The sequence below is a fragment of the Candidatus Nitrososphaera sp. 86-2 genome (assembly GCF_056726185.1).
On sequence record NZ_JBWZON010000001.1, the window covers coordinates 1550866 to 1567699 of the forward strand.

The 16834-nt window shown below is 54.1% G+C and carries 23 protein-coding genes and 1 pseudogene; 12 read left to right on the forward strand and 12 right to left on the reverse strand.

The features are described 5' to 3' along the window. Positions 1-25 precede the first annotated feature (25 nt). The 3 genes and pseudogenes from ACYOR7_RS09375 to ACYOR7_RS09385 all read right to left on the reverse strand — a co-directional run. Positions 26-445, reverse strand: a pseudogene (locus tag ACYOR7_RS09375) (cytochrome c oxidase subunit II); the annotation flags it as partial. After that, positions 445-675 (reverse strand): cytochrome c oxidase subunit II, encoded by a 231-nt coding sequence (locus tag ACYOR7_RS09380; RefSeq protein WP_294807211.1) that lies wholly within the window; start codon positions 673-675, stop codon positions 445-447. The pseudogene ACYOR7_RS09375 and the gene ACYOR7_RS09380, both read right to left, overlap by 1 nt. A 108-nt stretch (positions 676-783) precedes the next feature. Then, positions 784-1407 carry a histidine phosphatase family protein gene (locus tag ACYOR7_RS09385; protein WP_294807208.1) on the reverse strand — a complete coding sequence of 208 codons (624 nt, stop codon included), beginning with the start codon at positions 1405-1407 and terminating at the stop codon, positions 784-786. A 130-nt stretch (positions 1408-1537) separates the two neighbouring features. Between ACYOR7_RS09385 and npdG the strand changes: the two genes are divergently transcribed. The 3 genes from npdG to pspAA all read left to right on the forward strand — a co-directional run bounded on the left by npdG (position 1538) and on the right by pspAA (position 3192). Then, positions 1538-2224 (forward strand): NADPH-dependent F420 reductase, encoded by a 687-nt coding sequence (npdG, locus tag ACYOR7_RS09390; protein ID WP_294807205.1) that lies wholly within the window; start codon positions 1538-1540, stop codon positions 2222-2224. 17 nt (positions 2225-2241) lie between these two features. After that, entirely contained in the window at positions 2242-2538 is a 297-nt protein-coding gene (locus tag ACYOR7_RS09395) for a hypothetical protein (protein ID WP_479913714.1), read from the forward strand. A gap of 177 nt (positions 2539-2715) precedes the next feature. Further along, on the forward strand, positions 2716-3192 hold the full coding sequence (pspAA, locus tag ACYOR7_RS09400) for a PspA-associated protein PspAA (RefSeq protein WP_294807199.1): 477 nt from the start codon (positions 2716-2718) through the stop codon (positions 3190-3192). On the opposite strand, the gene ACYOR7_RS09405 is transcribed toward pspAA, so the two are convergent. Then, positions 3189-4367, reverse strand: a complete 1179-nt coding sequence (locus ACYOR7_RS09405) for an aminotransferase class I/II-fold pyridoxal phosphate-dependent enzyme (protein ID WP_294807197.1) — start codon at positions 4365-4367, stop codon at positions 3189-3191. The two genes, pspAA and ACYOR7_RS09405, sit on opposite strands and share 4 nt — an antisense overlap. A 98-nt stretch (positions 4368-4465) precedes the next feature. Here ACYOR7_RS09405 and ACYOR7_RS09410 point away from each other — a divergent pair, with 98 nt between their 5' ends. From ACYOR7_RS09410 to ACYOR7_RS09425, 4 genes are all read left to right on the forward strand, one after another. Next, positions 4466-5944 (forward strand): glycine--tRNA ligase, encoded by a 1479-nt coding sequence (locus ACYOR7_RS09410; protein WP_479913715.1) that lies wholly within the window; start codon positions 4466-4468, stop codon positions 5942-5944. Further along, a complete protein-coding gene (locus tag ACYOR7_RS09415; protein ID WP_294807191.1) occupies positions 5944-6318 on the forward strand; it encodes a hypothetical protein in 375 nt (124 codons plus the stop codon). The genes ACYOR7_RS09410 and ACYOR7_RS09415 overlap by 1 nt, the downstream gene beginning before the upstream one ends. 84 nt (positions 6319-6402) lie before the next feature. Next, positions 6403-7572, forward strand: coding sequence for a hypothetical protein (locus ACYOR7_RS09420; RefSeq protein WP_294807188.1), 1170 nt, complete (start codon positions 6403-6405; stop codon positions 7570-7572). An 18-nt stretch (positions 7573-7590) separates the two neighbouring features. Beyond that, entirely contained in the window at positions 7591-7881 is a 291-nt protein-coding gene (locus ACYOR7_RS09425; RefSeq protein ID WP_294807186.1) for a winged helix-turn-helix domain-containing protein, read from the forward strand. On the opposite strand, the gene ACYOR7_RS09430 is transcribed toward ACYOR7_RS09425, so the two are convergent. The 4 genes from ACYOR7_RS09430 to ACYOR7_RS09445 all read right to left on the reverse strand — a co-directional run bounded on the left by ACYOR7_RS09430 (position 7882) and on the right by ACYOR7_RS09445 (position 11627). Continuing rightward, positions 7882-8454 carry a methyltransferase domain-containing protein gene (locus ACYOR7_RS09430; protein ID WP_479913716.1) on the reverse strand — a complete coding sequence of 191 codons (573 nt, stop codon included), beginning with the start codon at positions 8452-8454 and terminating at the stop codon, positions 7882-7884. Then, positions 8454-9059 (reverse strand): PqqD family peptide modification chaperone, encoded by a 606-nt coding sequence (locus ACYOR7_RS09435; protein WP_294807180.1) that lies wholly within the window; start codon positions 9057-9059, stop codon positions 8454-8456. Before ACYOR7_RS09435 ends, ACYOR7_RS09430 begins: the two co-directional genes overlap by 1 nt. Before the next feature lie 44 nt (positions 9060-9103). After that, a complete protein-coding gene (mtnA, locus tag ACYOR7_RS09440) occupies positions 9104-10153 on the reverse strand; it encodes an S-methyl-5-thioribose-1-phosphate isomerase (protein WP_479913717.1) in 1050 nt (349 codons plus the stop codon). 103 nt (positions 10154-10256) lie between these two features. Then, entirely contained in the window at positions 10257-11627 is a 1371-nt protein-coding gene (locus tag ACYOR7_RS09445) for a nucleotide sugar dehydrogenase (protein WP_479913718.1), read from the reverse strand. A gap of 40 nt (positions 11628-11667) precedes the next feature. Between ACYOR7_RS09445 and ACYOR7_RS09450 the strand changes: the two genes are divergently transcribed. Beyond that, on the forward strand, positions 11668-12567 hold the full coding sequence (locus ACYOR7_RS09450) for a hypothetical protein (protein ID WP_479913719.1): 900 nt from the start codon (positions 11668-11670) through the stop codon (positions 12565-12567). Here the strand turns inward: ACYOR7_RS09450 and ACYOR7_RS09455 are convergent. The 3 genes from ACYOR7_RS09455 to ACYOR7_RS09465 all read right to left on the reverse strand — a co-directional run bounded on the left by ACYOR7_RS09455 (position 12554) and on the right by ACYOR7_RS09465 (position 13454). Further along, entirely contained in the window at positions 12554-12799 is a 246-nt protein-coding gene (locus tag ACYOR7_RS09455) for a hypothetical protein (protein ID WP_294807861.1), read from the reverse strand. The two genes, ACYOR7_RS09450 and ACYOR7_RS09455, sit on opposite strands and share 14 nt — an antisense overlap. A gap of 119 nt (positions 12800-12918) precedes the next feature. Further along, the gene (locus ACYOR7_RS09460) at positions 12919-13173 is read right to left on the reverse strand and encodes a hypothetical protein (protein ID WP_479913720.1); all 255 of its coding nucleotides are present in this window, start codon (positions 13171-13173) and stop codon (positions 12919-12921) included. A 119-nt stretch (positions 13174-13292) separates the two neighbouring features. Further along, positions 13293-13454: a hypothetical protein gene (locus ACYOR7_RS09465; RefSeq protein ID WP_294807856.1), complete on the reverse strand. Its 162-nt coding sequence runs from the start codon at positions 13452-13454 to the stop codon at positions 13293-13295. A 182-nt stretch (positions 13455-13636) separates the two neighbouring features. On the opposite strand from ACYOR7_RS09465, the gene ACYOR7_RS09470 reads away from it, so the two are divergent. The 4 genes from ACYOR7_RS09470 to ACYOR7_RS09485 all read left to right on the forward strand — a co-directional run bounded on the left by ACYOR7_RS09470 (position 13637) and on the right by ACYOR7_RS09485 (position 16226). Beyond that, positions 13637-14737, forward strand: a complete 1101-nt coding sequence (locus tag ACYOR7_RS09470) for a hypothetical protein (protein WP_294807853.1) — start codon at positions 13637-13639, stop codon at positions 14735-14737. A gap of 119 nt (positions 14738-14856) precedes the next feature. Then, entirely contained in the window at positions 14857-15171 is a 315-nt protein-coding gene (locus tag ACYOR7_RS09475; protein WP_294807851.1) for a hypothetical protein, read from the forward strand. Between the two features lie 154 nt (positions 15172-15325). Then, a complete protein-coding gene (locus ACYOR7_RS09480) occupies positions 15326-15976 on the forward strand; it encodes an ammonia monooxygenase family protein (RefSeq protein ID WP_479913721.1) in 651 nt (216 codons plus the stop codon). 118 nt (positions 15977-16094) lie between these two features. After that, positions 16095-16226, forward strand: a complete 132-nt coding sequence (locus ACYOR7_RS09485) for a hypothetical protein (protein WP_294807846.1) — start codon at positions 16095-16097, stop codon at positions 16224-16226. A gap of 87 nt (positions 16227-16313) precedes the next feature. Here ACYOR7_RS09485 and ACYOR7_RS09490 read toward each other — a convergent pair whose 3' ends face one another. Further along, positions 16314-16784 (reverse strand): DUF308 domain-containing protein, encoded by a 471-nt coding sequence (locus ACYOR7_RS09490; RefSeq protein WP_294807844.1) that lies wholly within the window; start codon positions 16782-16784, stop codon positions 16314-16316. Positions 16785-16834 lie beyond the last annotated feature (50 nt).

Genomic DNA, 16834 nt, shown 5'->3' on the forward strand with positions numbered 1-16834 from the left:
CTGGTGCCGTCGCGTTGCCACCTGCTGGTTCTTCAACGATGAGCTTGGCGCGCATCTGGTAGTGCGAAAATCCGCAATATTCTCTGCATTGGATCAGGAACTCGCCGCTCTGGTCTGGAACGACCCACAGTGTGTTGATCTTGCCAGGGATTGCGTCTATCAGCAGGGTGTAGTCAGGCACGTTGAACTCGTGGTTGACATCCTTTGAAGTGATCTCGAATTTGTACGGTACGCCCTTTACCAAGTGCAGCTCGCCCGGCTTTTCCTTTGTGCCGTCTTCGTGCTCGAACGTCCAGAGCCATTGCTGGCCGGTGACCTTGACAATCTTGGCATCTGGCGGGGCATGGTCAAGAAGGCGCTCAATGTTCCATGCGTCAGCTCCGACATAGATCAAGAGCGCGACGACTACACCAACATAGACCCATTCGATTGTTGCGTGTCCCATTAGTGATGTTCGCCCTCCGTTGTTGATGATCTAACCGGTAGGTTCCGGTTCCTTGGGTTTGATTCGCGGAACCTGTATACCACGTAGAATATCACTCCCATCAGTATTGCGCCGATGACAAAGGCGATGACCATAAGCCTGTAGAACAGCGCCCATATCTCGACTCTGCCATAGATGTACGGTCCTCCTGCCTGATTGGCTTCTTGCGCGAACGCGGTTGAAAAGTCCATGAAAAGTACAGCGACCACAGGAATCGCGAGTAAAAGTAACTTGTACGATGCCATACTCGTCCCTTTGGTTTCAGAAAGTTTCCATATCTTATTTAAGGCTTTGGAAAATCACTCGTGCGGGTATCGGTGCATCGACATGACGTTGACGCCGGAAAGCGAATACTGCTTTTCGTCCTGCCGGAGAATGGTCATCGACGCGTTGCGTATATGCCACCGGTAGAGCGCTTCAGGATTCAATTCAAGTATGGTCGAAATGGCAGCCTTTATCGGGTCAAGGTGCGTCACGCAAAGGATGTTGCGGTCGACGTGTTTCTCCGCGGCTTCTTCAAGCAAGCTCTTGACGCGATTTTTAACGGACGTGAACGACTCTACGCCGAAGCTTTCAAGCGCGGGGTCGTGCTCGTCGTAGAATTTCAGGAACAGGTTGCCGTACTTGCTCACCACTTCGTCAAAGTTCATGCCCACCAGCTTGCCCAGCTCTATCTCGTACAGCCGCTCGTCTATCTCGTAGCTTGCGCCTACCTCCTTGCAGACTATTTCCGCCGTCTCGATGGCGCGGATTACCGGCGACACTACCACACGGTCAATCTGGACGCTTTTCAAGTCTCTCGCGGCATATCCTACCTGCTTTCTGCCCTCTTCAGTCAGGTGCGACTCGATGTGCCTGCCCACGAGTATGCGGTTGACGTTGTTGTCCGCCTGGCCGTGGCGCATAAAGATGACAAGTGGCACGGATTCTGTGCAGTCAAAAGCCGTTAATTATTGTTTCATGCGTGTGCACATATGCACGTATTTACATAGAAGAGTCTTCGGCCTAGCTGGTAACCTAAGGTTAATATCGCAAGATTTCCTGAAAGGTGCCATGAAGATTGGAATCGTAGGGGGCACCGGCGGCATGGGCGAGGGGTTTGCCATGAGGTGGTGCGTCAAGCACGATGTCATAGTAGGCTCCAGAGACGCCCAGAAGGCCAAGGAGGCGGCTGCAAACTACATGAACGCGGCCAGGCAGGCGTACGGGCCAAACAACGTCAACATCGCAGGCAGCATCACCGGCGACGACAACATTTCGCTCGCTAAAGACTGCGACGTGCTCATACTGTCTATACCCTACGAGTTCATCGAAGACACGTGCGGCAAGCTCGCATCGCAGGTAAAGCAGGATTGTATAGTAGTATCTCCCATCGTCCCGATGACCAGAATCGACAGCGGCTTTGTCTACATCCCGCTGCTGGAGCAGGGCAAAAAGACCGCCGGCGAATGGGTCGCAGACAAGATGGCTCCAAGGTCCCGCGTGGTCTCGGCTTTTCACACCATATCCGAGATGAAGCTGAAAAACGTCAACCTCAGCCTTGACGCCGACACGTTTGTCTGCGGCGACGACCCGGCTGTCGTAGCCAAGCTGAGCGAGCTTGCTTCTGAAGTGGCCGGCCTGCGACCTGTGTACCTGGGTCCGCTTTCTCTCACGTACCAGGCAGAGGTGCTCACCCCGATGCTCCTCAACGCGGCCAAGCGCAACAAGATGAAGAATCCCGGCGTCAAACTGACATAGCAGAGGAGCTGCAAGTCGTGGGCCGGTGGAAAGAAGAAAGGACTCGACGCGGCCGCAACTGGATGACTGCAATGGGAATACTCTTTCTGGTAGCTGCGGCGATAATCGCGCTGCGCGACATGTTTCTCATATCCACCATGTACACATTTGGGTTCTACATGGACAATTTTACAAATCCCGAAATAAACAACGAAAAGTTTGTAATCGCCATGATAATAGGCGGAGGATTCCTCCTCTTCTGGGGCTATTACAGAAAGAAAGAGGACTATGATGGCCCGCCGGACGAGCACGAATGGCGCAGGTTCAACAGGTAGGCTCTAAAAAATACGTCAATCGCAGATTATATTGATTATATTTGATCCCTAGTGTTCTCAATTAATAAAGAAACCAGAAGAGAAATGCAAAAAATTGCAATACACAGCGATATTGAGGTAGAATTAGCAAAGTTAAAGTCGGAGTGCATATGAAACAACACTATCAGAAGCCATACAATGAAAAAGAAGATGAACAAGGCGAAGGCCAAGACCAAGGTGCATAGGAGGGCCAAGGCCGTCGCAAAGAGCAAACCTAGGCGCGAAAGGAAAATCGTTCGGCGTATGCACAGCAGCAACAATAACAGTAGCAGCAGTAGCAACAGCAAGTCCCGTCCCAGAAAAGCCAAGGCGACGCCGGCTGTCAAAAAAGTCGTGCGGATAATGGGCCACGGCCAGTTCACAGTCGACGCGCGGACGCTCAAGCGCCTTAACGACATCGACACCGCGCTTGTTGAAATGGTCGCAAGCGAAAAGGCCGACGACAGCGAGTTCAAGAAAAAGCTTGCCGAGCTGAACCAGGTCACGATAAAGCATGGCAAGGTAGTCGAGCAGGGAGAAATCGTTAGGTCGGACATAATCCTGCCGAGCGCCGACCTGCCGGTGGACGAAGCGAAAAAGCTGTTCGTAGGCGAAGGCGTTATACCGGAAAACTAGCTTTTTACGAATCTTTCCAGTTTGTCCATCGCCTTTTCAAGCACGTCTTCAGGAGGCAGGTACACTATGCGGAAATGCCCCGAGCCGTACGAGGTGCCAAAGCCCGAGCCGTGCACAGTAAGCACGCCAGTGCTGTTCAAGAGCTCTATCACAAACTGCTTGTCGTCCTTCCACCTGCCGCTGCCAAGATCTATCTTGGGAAACGCGTAGAACGCGCCCCGCGGCAGTTTGCACTGGATGCCCATGCCGTTGAGGCGCTTGACCACTAGGTCGCGCCTCTTGCGCAGCTTTTCCACCATTACGGGTATGTGGTCCTGTGGGCCCCGGAGCGCCTGTGTGGCTGCGATTTGTACAGGCAGGTTTGTCGCTATCCTCACGCGTGCAAGCTTGGGCACGTCTTCTCTGAACTGGTCCAGCTTGCGCGAGCTGCTGTTCATGCAGATGTACCCGCAGCGCCACCCTGTCATCAGGTACGCCTTGGAAAACCCGTTCAGCAATACGACTGGTGCGTCCTTGGCCACCTTGCCGATGCCGGTAAACGCAGAATCAAAGGTTATCTTGTCATAGATCTCGTCGCAGATGACGTACAGATCATGCTCCGTAGCGATGTCGATGAGCTGCTGCAGGCTCTTTCTATCGAAAACCTCGCCAGTGGGGTTGTTTGGGCTGATGATGCATAGCGCCCGTGAGCGGTGGGTTATTTTCTTGCGCAGGTCTTCAAGGTCCGGCCTGCCGTCCTCGTGCAGGCGGAACTCGACCGGCTTGCCTCCATAGAACTTGACGTACGACGAATAGGGCGGATAGTACGGGCCGGGCATGAGGACCTCGCTGTTTGGGTCCACTATTGACGCAAGCGTCATGTCGAGGCCCTCTGACACGCCGTTTGTGACAAGGACGTCGTCCTCCGTCACATCAAGGCCCTTTTCAGACTCTTTTTCGACAATGGCATTTCTCAGCTCTGGCAATCCTTCCGAGTCGGCGTAATAATTCTCGTTTCTGTTCACCGCGTCTGTCAGGGCGCGCTTGATATGTTCCGGCGTTGGAAAGTCGAATTTTACAGGGTCGCCTATGTTCAGGTAGGTGATTTCCTTACCCTGCGCCCTGAACTTGTTTGCATAGGCGGTGATGTCGCGGATGGCGTATTCTACGCCGTGCGTCCTGTCAGAGACCTTCAACTAGCACATTGGGGACTGGCTGACCGAGATAAATTGTTATGCGTCGTGGCTGAATGGGAATAGATTTAAAGCCAGTGGAGCGCCGCCTGCTTTTTGCAATGTCAGATTACGACAAGGTCATGAAGCTGGCCCTTGAGCGCGGTTTCTACTTTCCAAGTTGCGAAATTTATTCCGACGCCCCGGCGGGGTTCTGGGAGTATGGGCCCACAGGCGTCTCTCTAAAGAACAAGTTCATCGAGCTTTGGAGGCGCGAGCTTGTCAGGCGCGACGGCATGATGGAGATAGACGGCTGCCAGATAATGAGCAAGAGCGTCTTTGTCGCGTCGGGACACCTCGGCAACTTTACAGACCCGATAATGAAATGTACGAAATGCGGCTCTATTTTCCGCGCGGACCGCTTTATCGAGGAAAAGACCGGCGAGCGCGTGCCTGAGAGGCTTTCAAACGAGGACATTGATGCCCTGATAAAAAAGCACGGGCTGAAATGCCAGAACTGCAAGGGCGAGCTGGGTAACGTCAGCAGGTTCAACATGATGTTTCGAGTCGGCATCGGACCGGCGGCAGAAGAGGCGTATCTGCGCCCTGAGACGTGCCAGACGATATTTGTCGATTTCAGCAGGGTGTTCAAGACGATGCGCGGCAGGCTGCCGCTTGGGATAGCGCAGATTGGCAAGAGCTTTCGCAACGAGATAGCGCCGAGGCAGTCGCTTTTGAGGCTGCGCGAGTTTTACCAGGCAGAAATAGAGGTGTTTTGCAACCCGACAAAACTGGATGACATGCCGCGCTTTGAAGAAGTAAAGGGCACAACGCTGCGTCTGTTCAAGGACGGCGATTCTGAAATAACTACAGTGACCGCAGAGCAGGCCATAGCAAAGGGCCTCGTGCCAAACAAGCTGGTCGCGTACTACCTTTCGCTCCTCACGCAATTCTACGAAAAGACAGGTATCGACATAACAAAGAGCAGGTTCCGCCGGCTCTCCGACGAGGAAAAGGCGTTCTACGCCTCTGTCGCGTTTGACTTTGAGGTGCAGACGAGCACGGGCTGGCTGGAGCTTGTCGCGTGCAACTACCGCTCTGACTATGACCTTAAAGGACATGCTACCACTAGCAAGCAGAAACTCGAAGTAGTAGACCCGGCAGACCAGCAAAAGGTCCTCCCCCATGTATTTGAGCTCTCGATGGGAATCGATAGGAGCCTCTACACAATCCTGGAGCACTCGTACTACGAGGAGCAGGTAAAGGACGAGGCGAGGGCAGTTCTGAAGTTGAGGCCGTACCTTGCGCCGGTGCTAGTGGGCGTTCTCCCGCTCATGACCAAGGACGGTCTGGGGGAAAAGGCCCGCAGGATTCATTCGGGATTGAAACTTGACTTTGACACTTTTTACGACGAGTCCGGCTCGATAGGCAGGCGCTACAGGCGGCTTGAAGAGGTCGGCGCGCCCTTTGCAATCACGGTCGACCCGCAGACTATGCAGGACGACACGGTCACCGTGCGCCACCGCGACAGCATGCAGCAGGAAAGGGTCAAGGCGGCCGAGCTCTCTGGCTTTATGCGCGCCTCGCTCCAGATCAAGTGATGAAGAAGAAGAAACTTGCAGGCGAGGGCGACGTACCTGCCGAAAAGTGGCTGGTCGCGTTCAGGAACCCTTCAGGCAGAGGCCCGGAAGGCTCGATGTTTGTACGCCAGTTCTATGCGCCTGGCTACTACGAGGCGTATGATACTGTTCTGACGCACGCAGAAAAAATGAACCTTGAAGTGCTATGGTTCCGGGAAAAGCGCAACTGCGGGCCGTACATGAACCGCAACTATCCCGAGCTGGAGTCAAGGTGCACTTACTGCAACAAAAAGTTCGGCCACGAGCCGGTCCCGTGCGCAAGCGAGGGTTGCGAGCTGGAATTCTGCTCAAGAGAGTGCATGGCAGAACACACTGCGCACAGGCACAAAAAATAACAACAATAGCCAATTTTCAATACTCACAATATGTGATCACGTACAGTGAGCCAGCTTTTTATCACATCCGGGAGAATGAGAGCCATGCAAGAAGACGTTCGTGTTGAGCACGGAAGCTCTGTCGCCCTTGGAAATATAGAAGGAAACCTGAGTGCAGAGAAAGACTCTAGGATAGAAGCGGCCGAGGGCAGTGGGGGCAAAGTCACGGTCGCAGGCAGCGCGCGTTTCAGGGGCGACTGCACGGTAAACTGCGACCTAGAGTGCAAGTCTCTAAAGGTTGAAAAGGGAACGCTAAGGGTCGCAGGAAGCCTGCTGGTCCACGGAGTTATCGATGTCGAAAACGCGCTCTACGTCGATGGAAGCATCGCTGCAGAAGACGTGGCCGGAGGAGGCATCATCAAAGCAGGTTCGATGAAGTGCAGGATTGTCAGAGTGGGAGGCACGCTCGAAGTGTCAGGCACCTTGGACGCCGAGTCCGCAAAGGTCGGCGGCAAGGTAATCGTGCAGAGCGCCCGGCTTGCCGACCTCAGCGCGGGAGGCAGGGCCGAGATCGGCGGCGGAGCAGTACAGGGCCAGATAAGAGTCGGAGGCGCTTTATCGAGCAAGTCAGAGCTTGAATTTGACAGTATAACAGTTGGAGGCAAGGTGGAGCTCGGCTCTGCCAAGGGCAGGAGCATAAACGTGGGAGGGCGGCTCGCCACCACTGGCGACCTTTCCTGCGAAAAGATCAAGGTGGGAGGGCTAGTGGATATTGGCGGGAGCTGCGCCGGCGGAACGCTTGAGGTCGGAGGCGAGACCAAAATCTCTGGATCTCTCTCGCTGACAGGCAAGCTCGGAGTCGGCGGGGACCTCCAGGTGCGAGATACCTTGACCGGCGTGGATATGGGAGTAGGAGGCTGGTTCAAAGCAGGCAAGGCGATTCTGACAGGCGGGGCGTGGGTCGGAGGCAAAGTGGAAACGAGCGAGGGGCTAAAGGCAGCCGGGATAAGGATAGCATCCCATGCAGAATGCAGGGGGCCGCTTGTAGGGGGCACGGTGGAGCTAGGCAAAAAGTGCAGGGTGCAGGATGTCTATGGGAAAAAAGTTATTGTTGGAAAAGGCGCCGAGGCAGTAAAGATAGTCGCAGACGAGATAGAGATCCACGATGAGGGCACAGTGAGCCAAGCCACCTACACGCGCCGGCTTGAAACTGGCAAAAACGTCACATGCAGGAATCCGGAAAAGGTTGCCAGCCTTGCCGCGTTCCCGCTGTGAACGGAGGTACAGCAGCACATGGCAAGAAAGAACAAGAGAAACAAGCTTGAAATCTACGCGACTATACTTGAGGTCATCAGGCTTGGCACCGACAGGATAACCAGAATATCCTACGGAGTCGGCGTCCCGCTTGACAGGCTCAACATCATGGCCAACGACCTGTGTTCTTTTGGCCTTGCCAGGAAAATGGCCGACGACGAGGGCACGAGGTACAGCATAACCCCGAGGGGTACAGAGTTTCTCGACACATATTGGAAGATGAGGGGCTTTTTGGAGATAATGGGAGGGTATGGCGACGGCGGTTATTAGCTATTCCTTGACAAAGTCGAGCGTCGCCATGCGGATGCGCTCGGGATCGCCCCGGAACTGGTCGAGGCACCTTGACGAATATTCTACAGGCGAGCCCTCTGTCATCCCGGCAACCTTGAAGCCGACCGAGCGAAACGCCGAGACTAGCCATATCGACCACCTGTCAAACGCCTCGTTCGAGACAGGCTGAAGGAGCTCGTCAGTGATTTCCGCCACGAGCCGGAACGCGCCAGGCTTCTTTAGTTTTGCATACGCTGCCCTGTAGAGCGGCTTCCATTTTTCCTCCTTTTTTTCGTCAATGAACGCAGGGTCGGGCAGGACTGCGATAAAGCCGTCGACAGAATCGTCGGGCAGGCGCGGAATAATCTCTTCAAAAGAGCCCTGCATGACAAATACGTTCTGCAAAGAAATGCGCGATTTTGCTTGCCGGCACTGCTCGCCATCGATCTCTATGCCGATGTACACGGTTTGCGGGTCTTTTTCCGCAAGCGCCTCCAGCAGCCTGCAGTCGCCGGACCCAAGTTCCACTATTGTCCTTGTGTGCGGCGGGACTAGAGACGGCTCTTCCGACATTACGCCTTCAAAAGTTCTGCTTCAAGCAGCTGCTGCACCAGTTGCACGACTTCCTGCTCCACCTGCTGTCGGGGCATCCCCAGTTTTGCAGAGAACTGGTCGGTCAGCTGGTTTATCGTTTTCGTGCCGTCGCACGTATTCCAGAACTCGATTATCGCCTCGTTTACCATGAACCCCTGGTCCTTGTCGTTTGCAAGTATCATCGAGCCGTCTTCCTGCTTGGCGTACCTGCCCACCTTCAAAGGCTTTGCCTTTTCATAGTCTATCTGAAAGCGCAATTTTGGCTTGCCAAACCCGAGCTGCTCGCGCACCTGCGGGTTCATTTTGTCAAGGCTCCATGGCGGGTCCCACACTATCTCGACGTTGATGTTGCCGATCCCCGGCACCTTGCCCACGTAGCGCTTGACGTCGCTTACCAGCGTGTCATGCAGCGGGCAGCCGCGCGTGGTCATGGTCATCTTGATGTCGACGTTTCTGCCGTCGGCTATGTTAACCCCGTAAATGAGCCCAAGATCTACCACGTTTACCGGGATCTCTGGATCCATACACTTCTTTAGCGCGCCGTAAACCTGGTCCTCGGTGACCTGCTGTGCAGATGCGGACATTGGCGAGAGTACACTTGTGTGCCACACGATAAATACTTGTCGCGCTAGCCCAGAAGGGCCTTCAGGTTCTTTTCAAAGGGCGGCTTTAGCACGCCCCTTTCTGTGATGATGCCCGTTATCAATTCCGGAGGCGTCATGTCAAACGCGGGGTTGAATATCCTGACGCCCTTTGGTGCTACCCTCTTTTTGCCCACCTTTACCACCTCGTCGACAGAGCGCTCCTCTATCACGACATCTGTCGGATTGCTTTCAAAGTCAAACGTGGACAGCGGGGCTGCGACATAGAACGGCACCTTGTGCCTGCCTGCAAGTATCGCTACCTGATAAGTCCCTATCTTATTAAAGACGTGTCCTGTCCGCAGAACCCTGTCCGCGCCAACGATTACGCGCTTTATCGCGCCCCTTGCCATCATGTGGCCAACTGCCGTGTCTGGTATCAGGCTGACATCCACCCCATCATGCCGCAGCTCAAAAGCGGTGAGCCTTGCCCCCTGCATCACCGGCCTCGTCTCTGTTGCAATGACGCTCAGGCGCTTGCCCGATTCCCTTGCCGCCCTTATCACGCCTAGCGCAGTGCCGTACGCGACCGTCGCAAGCGAGCCGGCGTTGCAGTGCGTCAGCACCACGTCGCCGTCTTGAAACAGCCTTGCGCCGTTTGCGCCCATTTCCCTGTTGGCTTTTACATCTTCTTCCCACATCTTTTGCGCCTCGGAAAGCACGGCTTTTCTTGCATCCTCAAGCGTCTTGGCGTGCTTGGCTTTTCCCATCACGCGCTCTAGCGCCCAGAAAAGGTTGACAGCGGTCGGGCGTGTCGCCCGAAGCTCCTTGAACGCAGTGTCAAGGTCGGTCATGAGCTCTGAAAGCGTCTTGGCCTTGCTGTTCTGCGCGGCAAGCGCAAGCCCCAACGCGGCACTTACGCCTATCGCAGGCGCGCCCCTGACCACCAGCTTTTTTATCGCGTCCGCAACCTGGCGGTAGTCGGTGCATTTTATGCGCACCAGCTTGTTTGGAAGCTTTGTCTGGTCGATCATGACGACGGCGTTGTCCTTCCATTCGACAGTAAGCAAAAGATCAAGATTCTTGCCTTTAGCCAAGCAGGAAGAAAAACGCCTCTTGGGCGGTATTAAACCTAACTAGGTTTTCTCTTGCGCCTTTCAGCCCTATTGCAGGCGGAGCGCTGTGCCGGCGATGTGATGGCTAGGTGCTCTTTTTCTTTCTGCCTATCGACGCAAACCTGCCGGCAAATTTCGTCCCGTCGAGCATTCCCCGGCCGTCGTACACCGCCGCGTCGCCCGTGTCGCTCTTTGATAATTTCTGATATTCTTTGTGATCGGTGGCAAGCACCACGAGGTCAGCGCCCTTTAGCGCAGCCCGCAGGTCCTGCGTCAGTGCAACGTCTGCTGCTAGCGCAGGGTCGCTTTTCACCATCGGGTCGTGGACGCGGATTTCCGCGACACCGGCCTTTTTCAATTCATCAATGACGCTGTAGGTCGGCGAAAGCCTCGTATCAGACACGCCTCCGCGGAACGCAAGGCCGAGGACTGCCACCTTGCATTGTGCCGGCGCAGTAGCCCCATCAAGGAGGCTTAATGCCTGCGAGACGCAGTACGCCGGCATCGAGTCGTTGACGTTTCTTCCAAGCCGGGTGATGTTGCACTCGGCTTTTGCAATATCAGCCGTGTGCAGTATGAACTGCGGGTAGACTGGTATGCAGGCTCCGCCGACTCCGACTCCGGGCTTGTGGATGTGGCAGAACGGCTGCGAGTTTGCCCCGTCCCTTGCCTCCCAGAAATCGACTCCCACCTTTTCGCAAAAGCGTGCCATCTCGTTTGCAAGCGCGATGTTGACGTCCCTGTACACGCCTTCAAGCAGCTTCTCGGCCTCGGCTGTGCGCATGTTTGCCATCGTCATAACGCCGCGCTTGAACACGAGTGAGAACAGTTTCGATCCGGCCTCGACGCTTTTTGGGCCGGCGCCGGACACAATAGCAGGATAGCGCTCCTCGATGTCCTCGATTGCCCTGCCCTCGTAGATGCGCTCGGGGCTGTAGACCATTGAAAAGTCACTTTCTGCTTTCAACCCGCTTTCCTTTTCCAGTATCGGGACGACTACATCTTCAGAGGTGCCCGGAGGAACGCTCGGGTTCAGCACGACAAGGTCGCCCTTTTTGAGCCCCTTCCCTACGGAAGAGGCGACTTGCTTGACGGCGCCAAGGTCGGCAGAAAGCGACTGGCCGACGGTCAGAACCGGCACGCAGATCATCTTGACCTGCGAGTCCTGCGACGCCTTTACTGCATCATCATAAACGAAAAAGCGCTTTTGCTTGAGCCCCTTTGCAAATGCCTCGTTCACACCCGGCTCGGGCACGTGCGTCCTGCCCTTTCTGGCACTTTCAAGGACAGAAGGCGACTTGTCAACTCCTATAACATGCGCGCCGAACCTGAGCCATACGGACGCTATCGGCGAGCCGACGTGGCCTAGGCCATAGACTGCAATTTTCACCTTGCCTGATTTTATCTTACCTGCAAGACCTGAAATCGCGCTGTTGTTGCCAGTCTTTTTTTTCATTTCGCAGACAGATGTCAGCCTGTCGCCCGTATAAGCTTTAATGCTTCCGCCGGCCCTTGGCATGGTGTTGGTGCCCAAGGCAGTCAGGGACTATGTTGCAGAGCTGCCCCATCCTGCGGGCCTAGTGGGCTGCAGGGCCGCCGGTGAAATGTCTCACGATTGCTGCGAGTACGATATCGCCGTGTTTGGGCAGGGTGAAAACCGACTTGAGAAGGTCGGCGACCACATCGTGGAACTGGTGCACATTAGCCTGCCAAGGGACCACCTTGTCGCCTTGAGAGGCATGACAATAATCAGAGATTCAAAAGAATTTTCCACCTCATCAACCCTCAAGGGCATAACAGAAGACAGATTCAGAAAAGCCCTTTTTGCGTCCGGCAGAAAGGCTCTAGTAAGCTCACTTTTCTGCCAACAGAGGTTCAAGCTTGCCAGAAAGGAGCAGCAGGTAGCAGGGGCGATGTGGCTCAAAATGGCGTCGTACCACCTTGTAGCCGGCACCCTTGCGGTTTTCGGCGCGCGGCCAATGCCCTTGCACGAGCTTGCACAGGCAAGGCAGGCCGACCTGCCCGCCGATGTGGCAGACGGCGTCCAGGCCGCGCTAGAGTGTATCGGAATAGAGCGGGCCACGAGACCAGCCATAGCAAGGTCGACTGAGGCAATGCTGGAGCTGAAATCCAGAGACTATGATAGAGAGCTTGTGCGCACCAAGGTAGAGCACCTGCTGGAAAAGAGTATGCTCGCCGACTGCTACTACTACACAGGCAGGGTCGCAGCGGAAAACCTGGCTGCAAGAAACGACGTGTTTTTCAGGCGCTACGCCAAGCTTGTCCAGATTGCCATGGACCTATCTGGCGATGAGCAGCAGCTGGAGAGGCTACAGAAAAGCCTGTCCTTGGCCGCAAAAAGGGGCCTAAAGACTACGGGTGCTACTTTCTTTTAACAGTAAGGACTGGCGGCGCCTCGACCATCTTGGCGGCCTTGGCGCGCAGCTTTGCCTTGTACTTTAGGTTCCTCGGCTTTGTACGGAGCCTGTACCCGCAGCACGGGCACCAAAGGCCATCCCACTTGATGAATATCTCGCAGATCTGGCACCTCTTTTGCCCGCTGGCGTACCTGCCCGAGCCTACCGGCTTTTGAGCCTTGTGACGGATGCATATACCCTTGCAAGTCATGTGTTGATTACCCCCAACCTTTACAAAATTTCTATTTCTGCGTTAGTAACAATCGGTTATGATTTGTAAGTATCGATAGAGAATGAAAACAAGAAAAAAGGCCGGAAATGGCCTACGGCCTAGCGGATGTCCATTTTCTTGACGCTGAATGCCTCATGCATCGTGACGTATTCATCAAGCTTCATCTTGATGTCGTCTGGCTCGGTGTCATCCATGCCGGTCATGCCAGCCTTGAATGAGATCTTGTTGCCAGAGACGTTTACGTCCGAAACTGCCATATCGGCGTACACGTTTGCGAGCTCGTTTGCCCAGTCCTTGGCTTCGGCTGCATCTACACCTGTCGTTTCAATGGTTACGCTGTACATTTTGGTCAATCTAAACCACCAAGGACGGAATTTGCTCCGGCATTAATAAAGTTGGCGTATATGAACCAATGGCAGCCGTTGGAGCATTTAAACAGTGACAGAACTTCAAATATAAGCTACTACTACTACTATTTTTGCTCAAAGCCCCAGTACTTGACGAGCTCTTTCTCGAACGAGTTGAATTGATCGTCGTTCAATCCCTCGCCACAATTCTTGTGCGTCGGGATGACCTTGAGCCCCGAAAGCTTGAACTCTACCTCATAGAACGTGACCTTGGCGCATTTGCACATTTTGTTGCTGCATGTGGGTTGAAGTGATCCACTTATTTATTTATCGCCGCAAAGCGGCTGACCGGAGACGGAAAATAAACATTTATCAGGTTGCAAATTTTACTTCCTTTGTAATGGAGTCCAGGTATTTCGCCTTCTCGGCGATAGCTGCTGTACTGGTTTTCGGAGTCCTGGCCAGTGTTATGAGCGTCAAGAGCGCTTACGCGGCCGACGACCTCTGGTACGTAGGCGAAGGCGCCAAACAGGACATGTATGTAAAATACAGGGTACAAGAGTATGACACCAACAATGACGCACCGTTTGACATCACAATCTATTTCAAGCAAAAGGACGATCGCGGTGCGTGGGTAGCGCCGACGTTTGTTGAATACCAAGGCAACGTCTACAACGGGACATTGAGGCTTGGCGATAACCTTGCGTCCCTCGGCGGCGGGTCACAAGTACCTGATGACCTGAGACCGTTCATAGGAGGTTACCAGCGCTCGCTCCAATGGCTCGAAGCATTCTCGCCAGTATCCCAGCCTCTCTCGCTCAAAGCAGGTTCATGGGGCAAGATCGCCGCAATAGGCGGAGAAGAGCTCAGGCCGCAAGGGCAGCAGCAGGTCACTGTGCCGGCAGGCACCTTTGACACTACCGTGGTAGGATGGCACAAGGGAGTAGACAACAAGATATGGATAGAAAACGAGTTCCCGTACCCAGTCAAGGCAGAGACATTTGTCGAGGTAGCATCAGGTCAGGCACCCATCCAGTTCAAGTTCGAATTGCTTGCCACAGGTATGGGCCAGCCGCCAGTTCCAAAGTCAGTCGAAGAGATTCCAAAGCCTCCGCTTCAGCAGACTACACAAAGAGGAACCTTTGACGTGACTCTGAGCTGGAACCCGGCTGAAATCCAGCCAAACGGCACCACGACATTTACCGTCGGCTTTGCAGACAACAATGGGCAAAAGCTTCAGAATGTCAGCTACGACTTTACCGTGACAGAAAAGAACGGAACGATCATCTATGACAAAAAGAACGCCTTTAGCGGCCAAACTTCGACAGGAACCCAGACGGTCAAGATGAGCAATGCGGGTCCGGTTAACATCAGCGTGGTCATCCACTCAGTAAGCGGAGTCACCACAGGCGCGTTCACGGAAGAAGCTGACTTTGGCGTAGTCGTCGTGCCCGAGTTCCCGGTAAGTGCCATGATAATCGCTGCAATAGCAGTAGCGGCCATCATAGCCGTGACGAGGTTCAAGGGCATCAACTTGGGAAGCATGTTTGGCGGAAGAAACGCTCTCTAGCCAAACATTTCTCCCCCTCTTTTTCCTTTTTTCTCTACATACGAAATCCGCGCAGGCCGCCCTATGCCATACTTGCGAACAGCAAAATTTAAAAAGGCATACCCTATTTCTATAGCAGAATGACTCTACCAAAGGGATATGGAAGTGGTGGTGGACGTAAGGGCGGTAGCGGTGGAGGCGGTGGCGGCGAGAGCCGTGACGACATCGAACGCATGATCGGCCGCAGAGTCGAAAACATGAAGGCAGTTTACATTCTGGGCTTTGCGCTGTGCTGGGCTGCAACTGCGGGCGGTGTTTACGTAGGCGTCACAGTCTACCCATGGGCATATCCGTTGCCTAGCGGACTATATGCGCTGTCCGTTCTGACCGTAATCGAGTCCCTCGGATTCTTCTTCATCATGAAGATCACGGGCGAGAAGACGGTAAGGGCTTAACAAAAGCCTTTTTTCTCTTTTTCTTTTTCATTATCCACGTACAGCAAGCTTTACCCAGGTCATGCTTTCTACAAATTGAGGCGTAGGTGCGGATTTCGCACCAGATTTTTGGTAATGCAAAATCTTAAATACAAGCATTCTGTCATGGTTTCCAATGGTCTGGCTTAGACGTACAACGCACTACCTGTTCATAGTGGTGGTTGCTGTCAACAGCACGCTGCTAACTATCAACGCAGGAGACTACATATTCTACACAGACTGGCAGTGGACATCATTCGTGGTGTTCTCCGTATCACAGTCGACGATGCTCGCCGTGGGTGCGGTATACTACATGTTGTTCACTGGCGTTCCGGGCACGGCCACATACTACGCCACAATCATGACTATCTACACATGGGTCGCAAAGGGTGCATGGTTTGCACTTGGCTACCCATACGACTTCATCGTGGTGCCAGTGTGGATCCCATCGGCAATGCTGTTGGACCTCACGTACTGGGCTACAAGACGCAACAAGCACGCTGTCATCATCATTGGCGGCACGCTGGTTGGCCTATCCTTCCCGCTGTTCAACATGGTCAACCTGTTGCTCGTGAGAGACCCACTTGAGATAGCCTTCAAGTATCCGAGACCGACGCTGCCAGCATACATGACTCCGATAGAACCTCAGGTAGGTAAGTTCTACAACTCGCCTGTCGCTCTAGGATCTGGAGCTGGTGCAGTGCTAACGGTGCCCATGACTGCGTTGGGTGCGAAACTAAACACGTGGACATACAGATGGATGGCCGCGTGGAGCAAGTGGGACTAAACCTCCCCCCTTTTTCCTTTTCTTTTTCATTTTATCGCAAAATAGCGGACGCTATGCCGCCGCTTGAAACTCGCAGCCATCGACAACTTTATCTTCGACATTCGCCTGACATAACAGCATGGCTGACGCAATGAGCACGTACGCCATCACCATAGGCATCTTTGTGTTCCTCGTCGGGGTGCTGTTTGCCACAAGGGCAAGAAGGGGGCATGGCCCAGAGGTGCACGAAGGGCACTCTGAATCCGGCTAGCAAGAGAAAAAAAGCTTGTACCAGCGGCAGCAAAGCGTGTCGCCACTTGGCATTTTGACCGCGCGCTACCCATTTCTCTGCATCGCGTCATGCGGCATCGGATTCCCATGTTTTCCTGTTGTTGCCATGCCCGGCGCCAAACAGCTGTCCCATAGGCACGTACGCAATGCCTGTTATGCCTGCCAAGATGTACGCTGCCCCGTTTATTATCAGGGTGATAGCCATGAGAGAGTACAGGACCGTTAATCCAAACATTGGAAGCGTGATCACCGCCACGGAAAGAGCAACAGTCAGCACGCCCACTCCGACATACAGGGCCCTTGCCCAGGATGGCATACGTCTATCGGTCACGCCTTTTGCAATTCCTGAAGCGCCCAGAACAAGCAACCCCAGGGAAAGCAGTACGACCGAACTCAACAATCCAAAGGCTGGAAAAGCAAGTACCGCTATCGACAACCCGACTGCGATGACTCCTGCAATCAGGCGAAAAGCACGCTGGCCTCCTGAAAGCCCTCTTCCCCCTGCCCCGACTAGGATTCCTTCAATTCCTGCAAACATCAGCGCTATGGAAAGAAGAAGATCACAAGTACGGCTGCAAACGCAGGCGC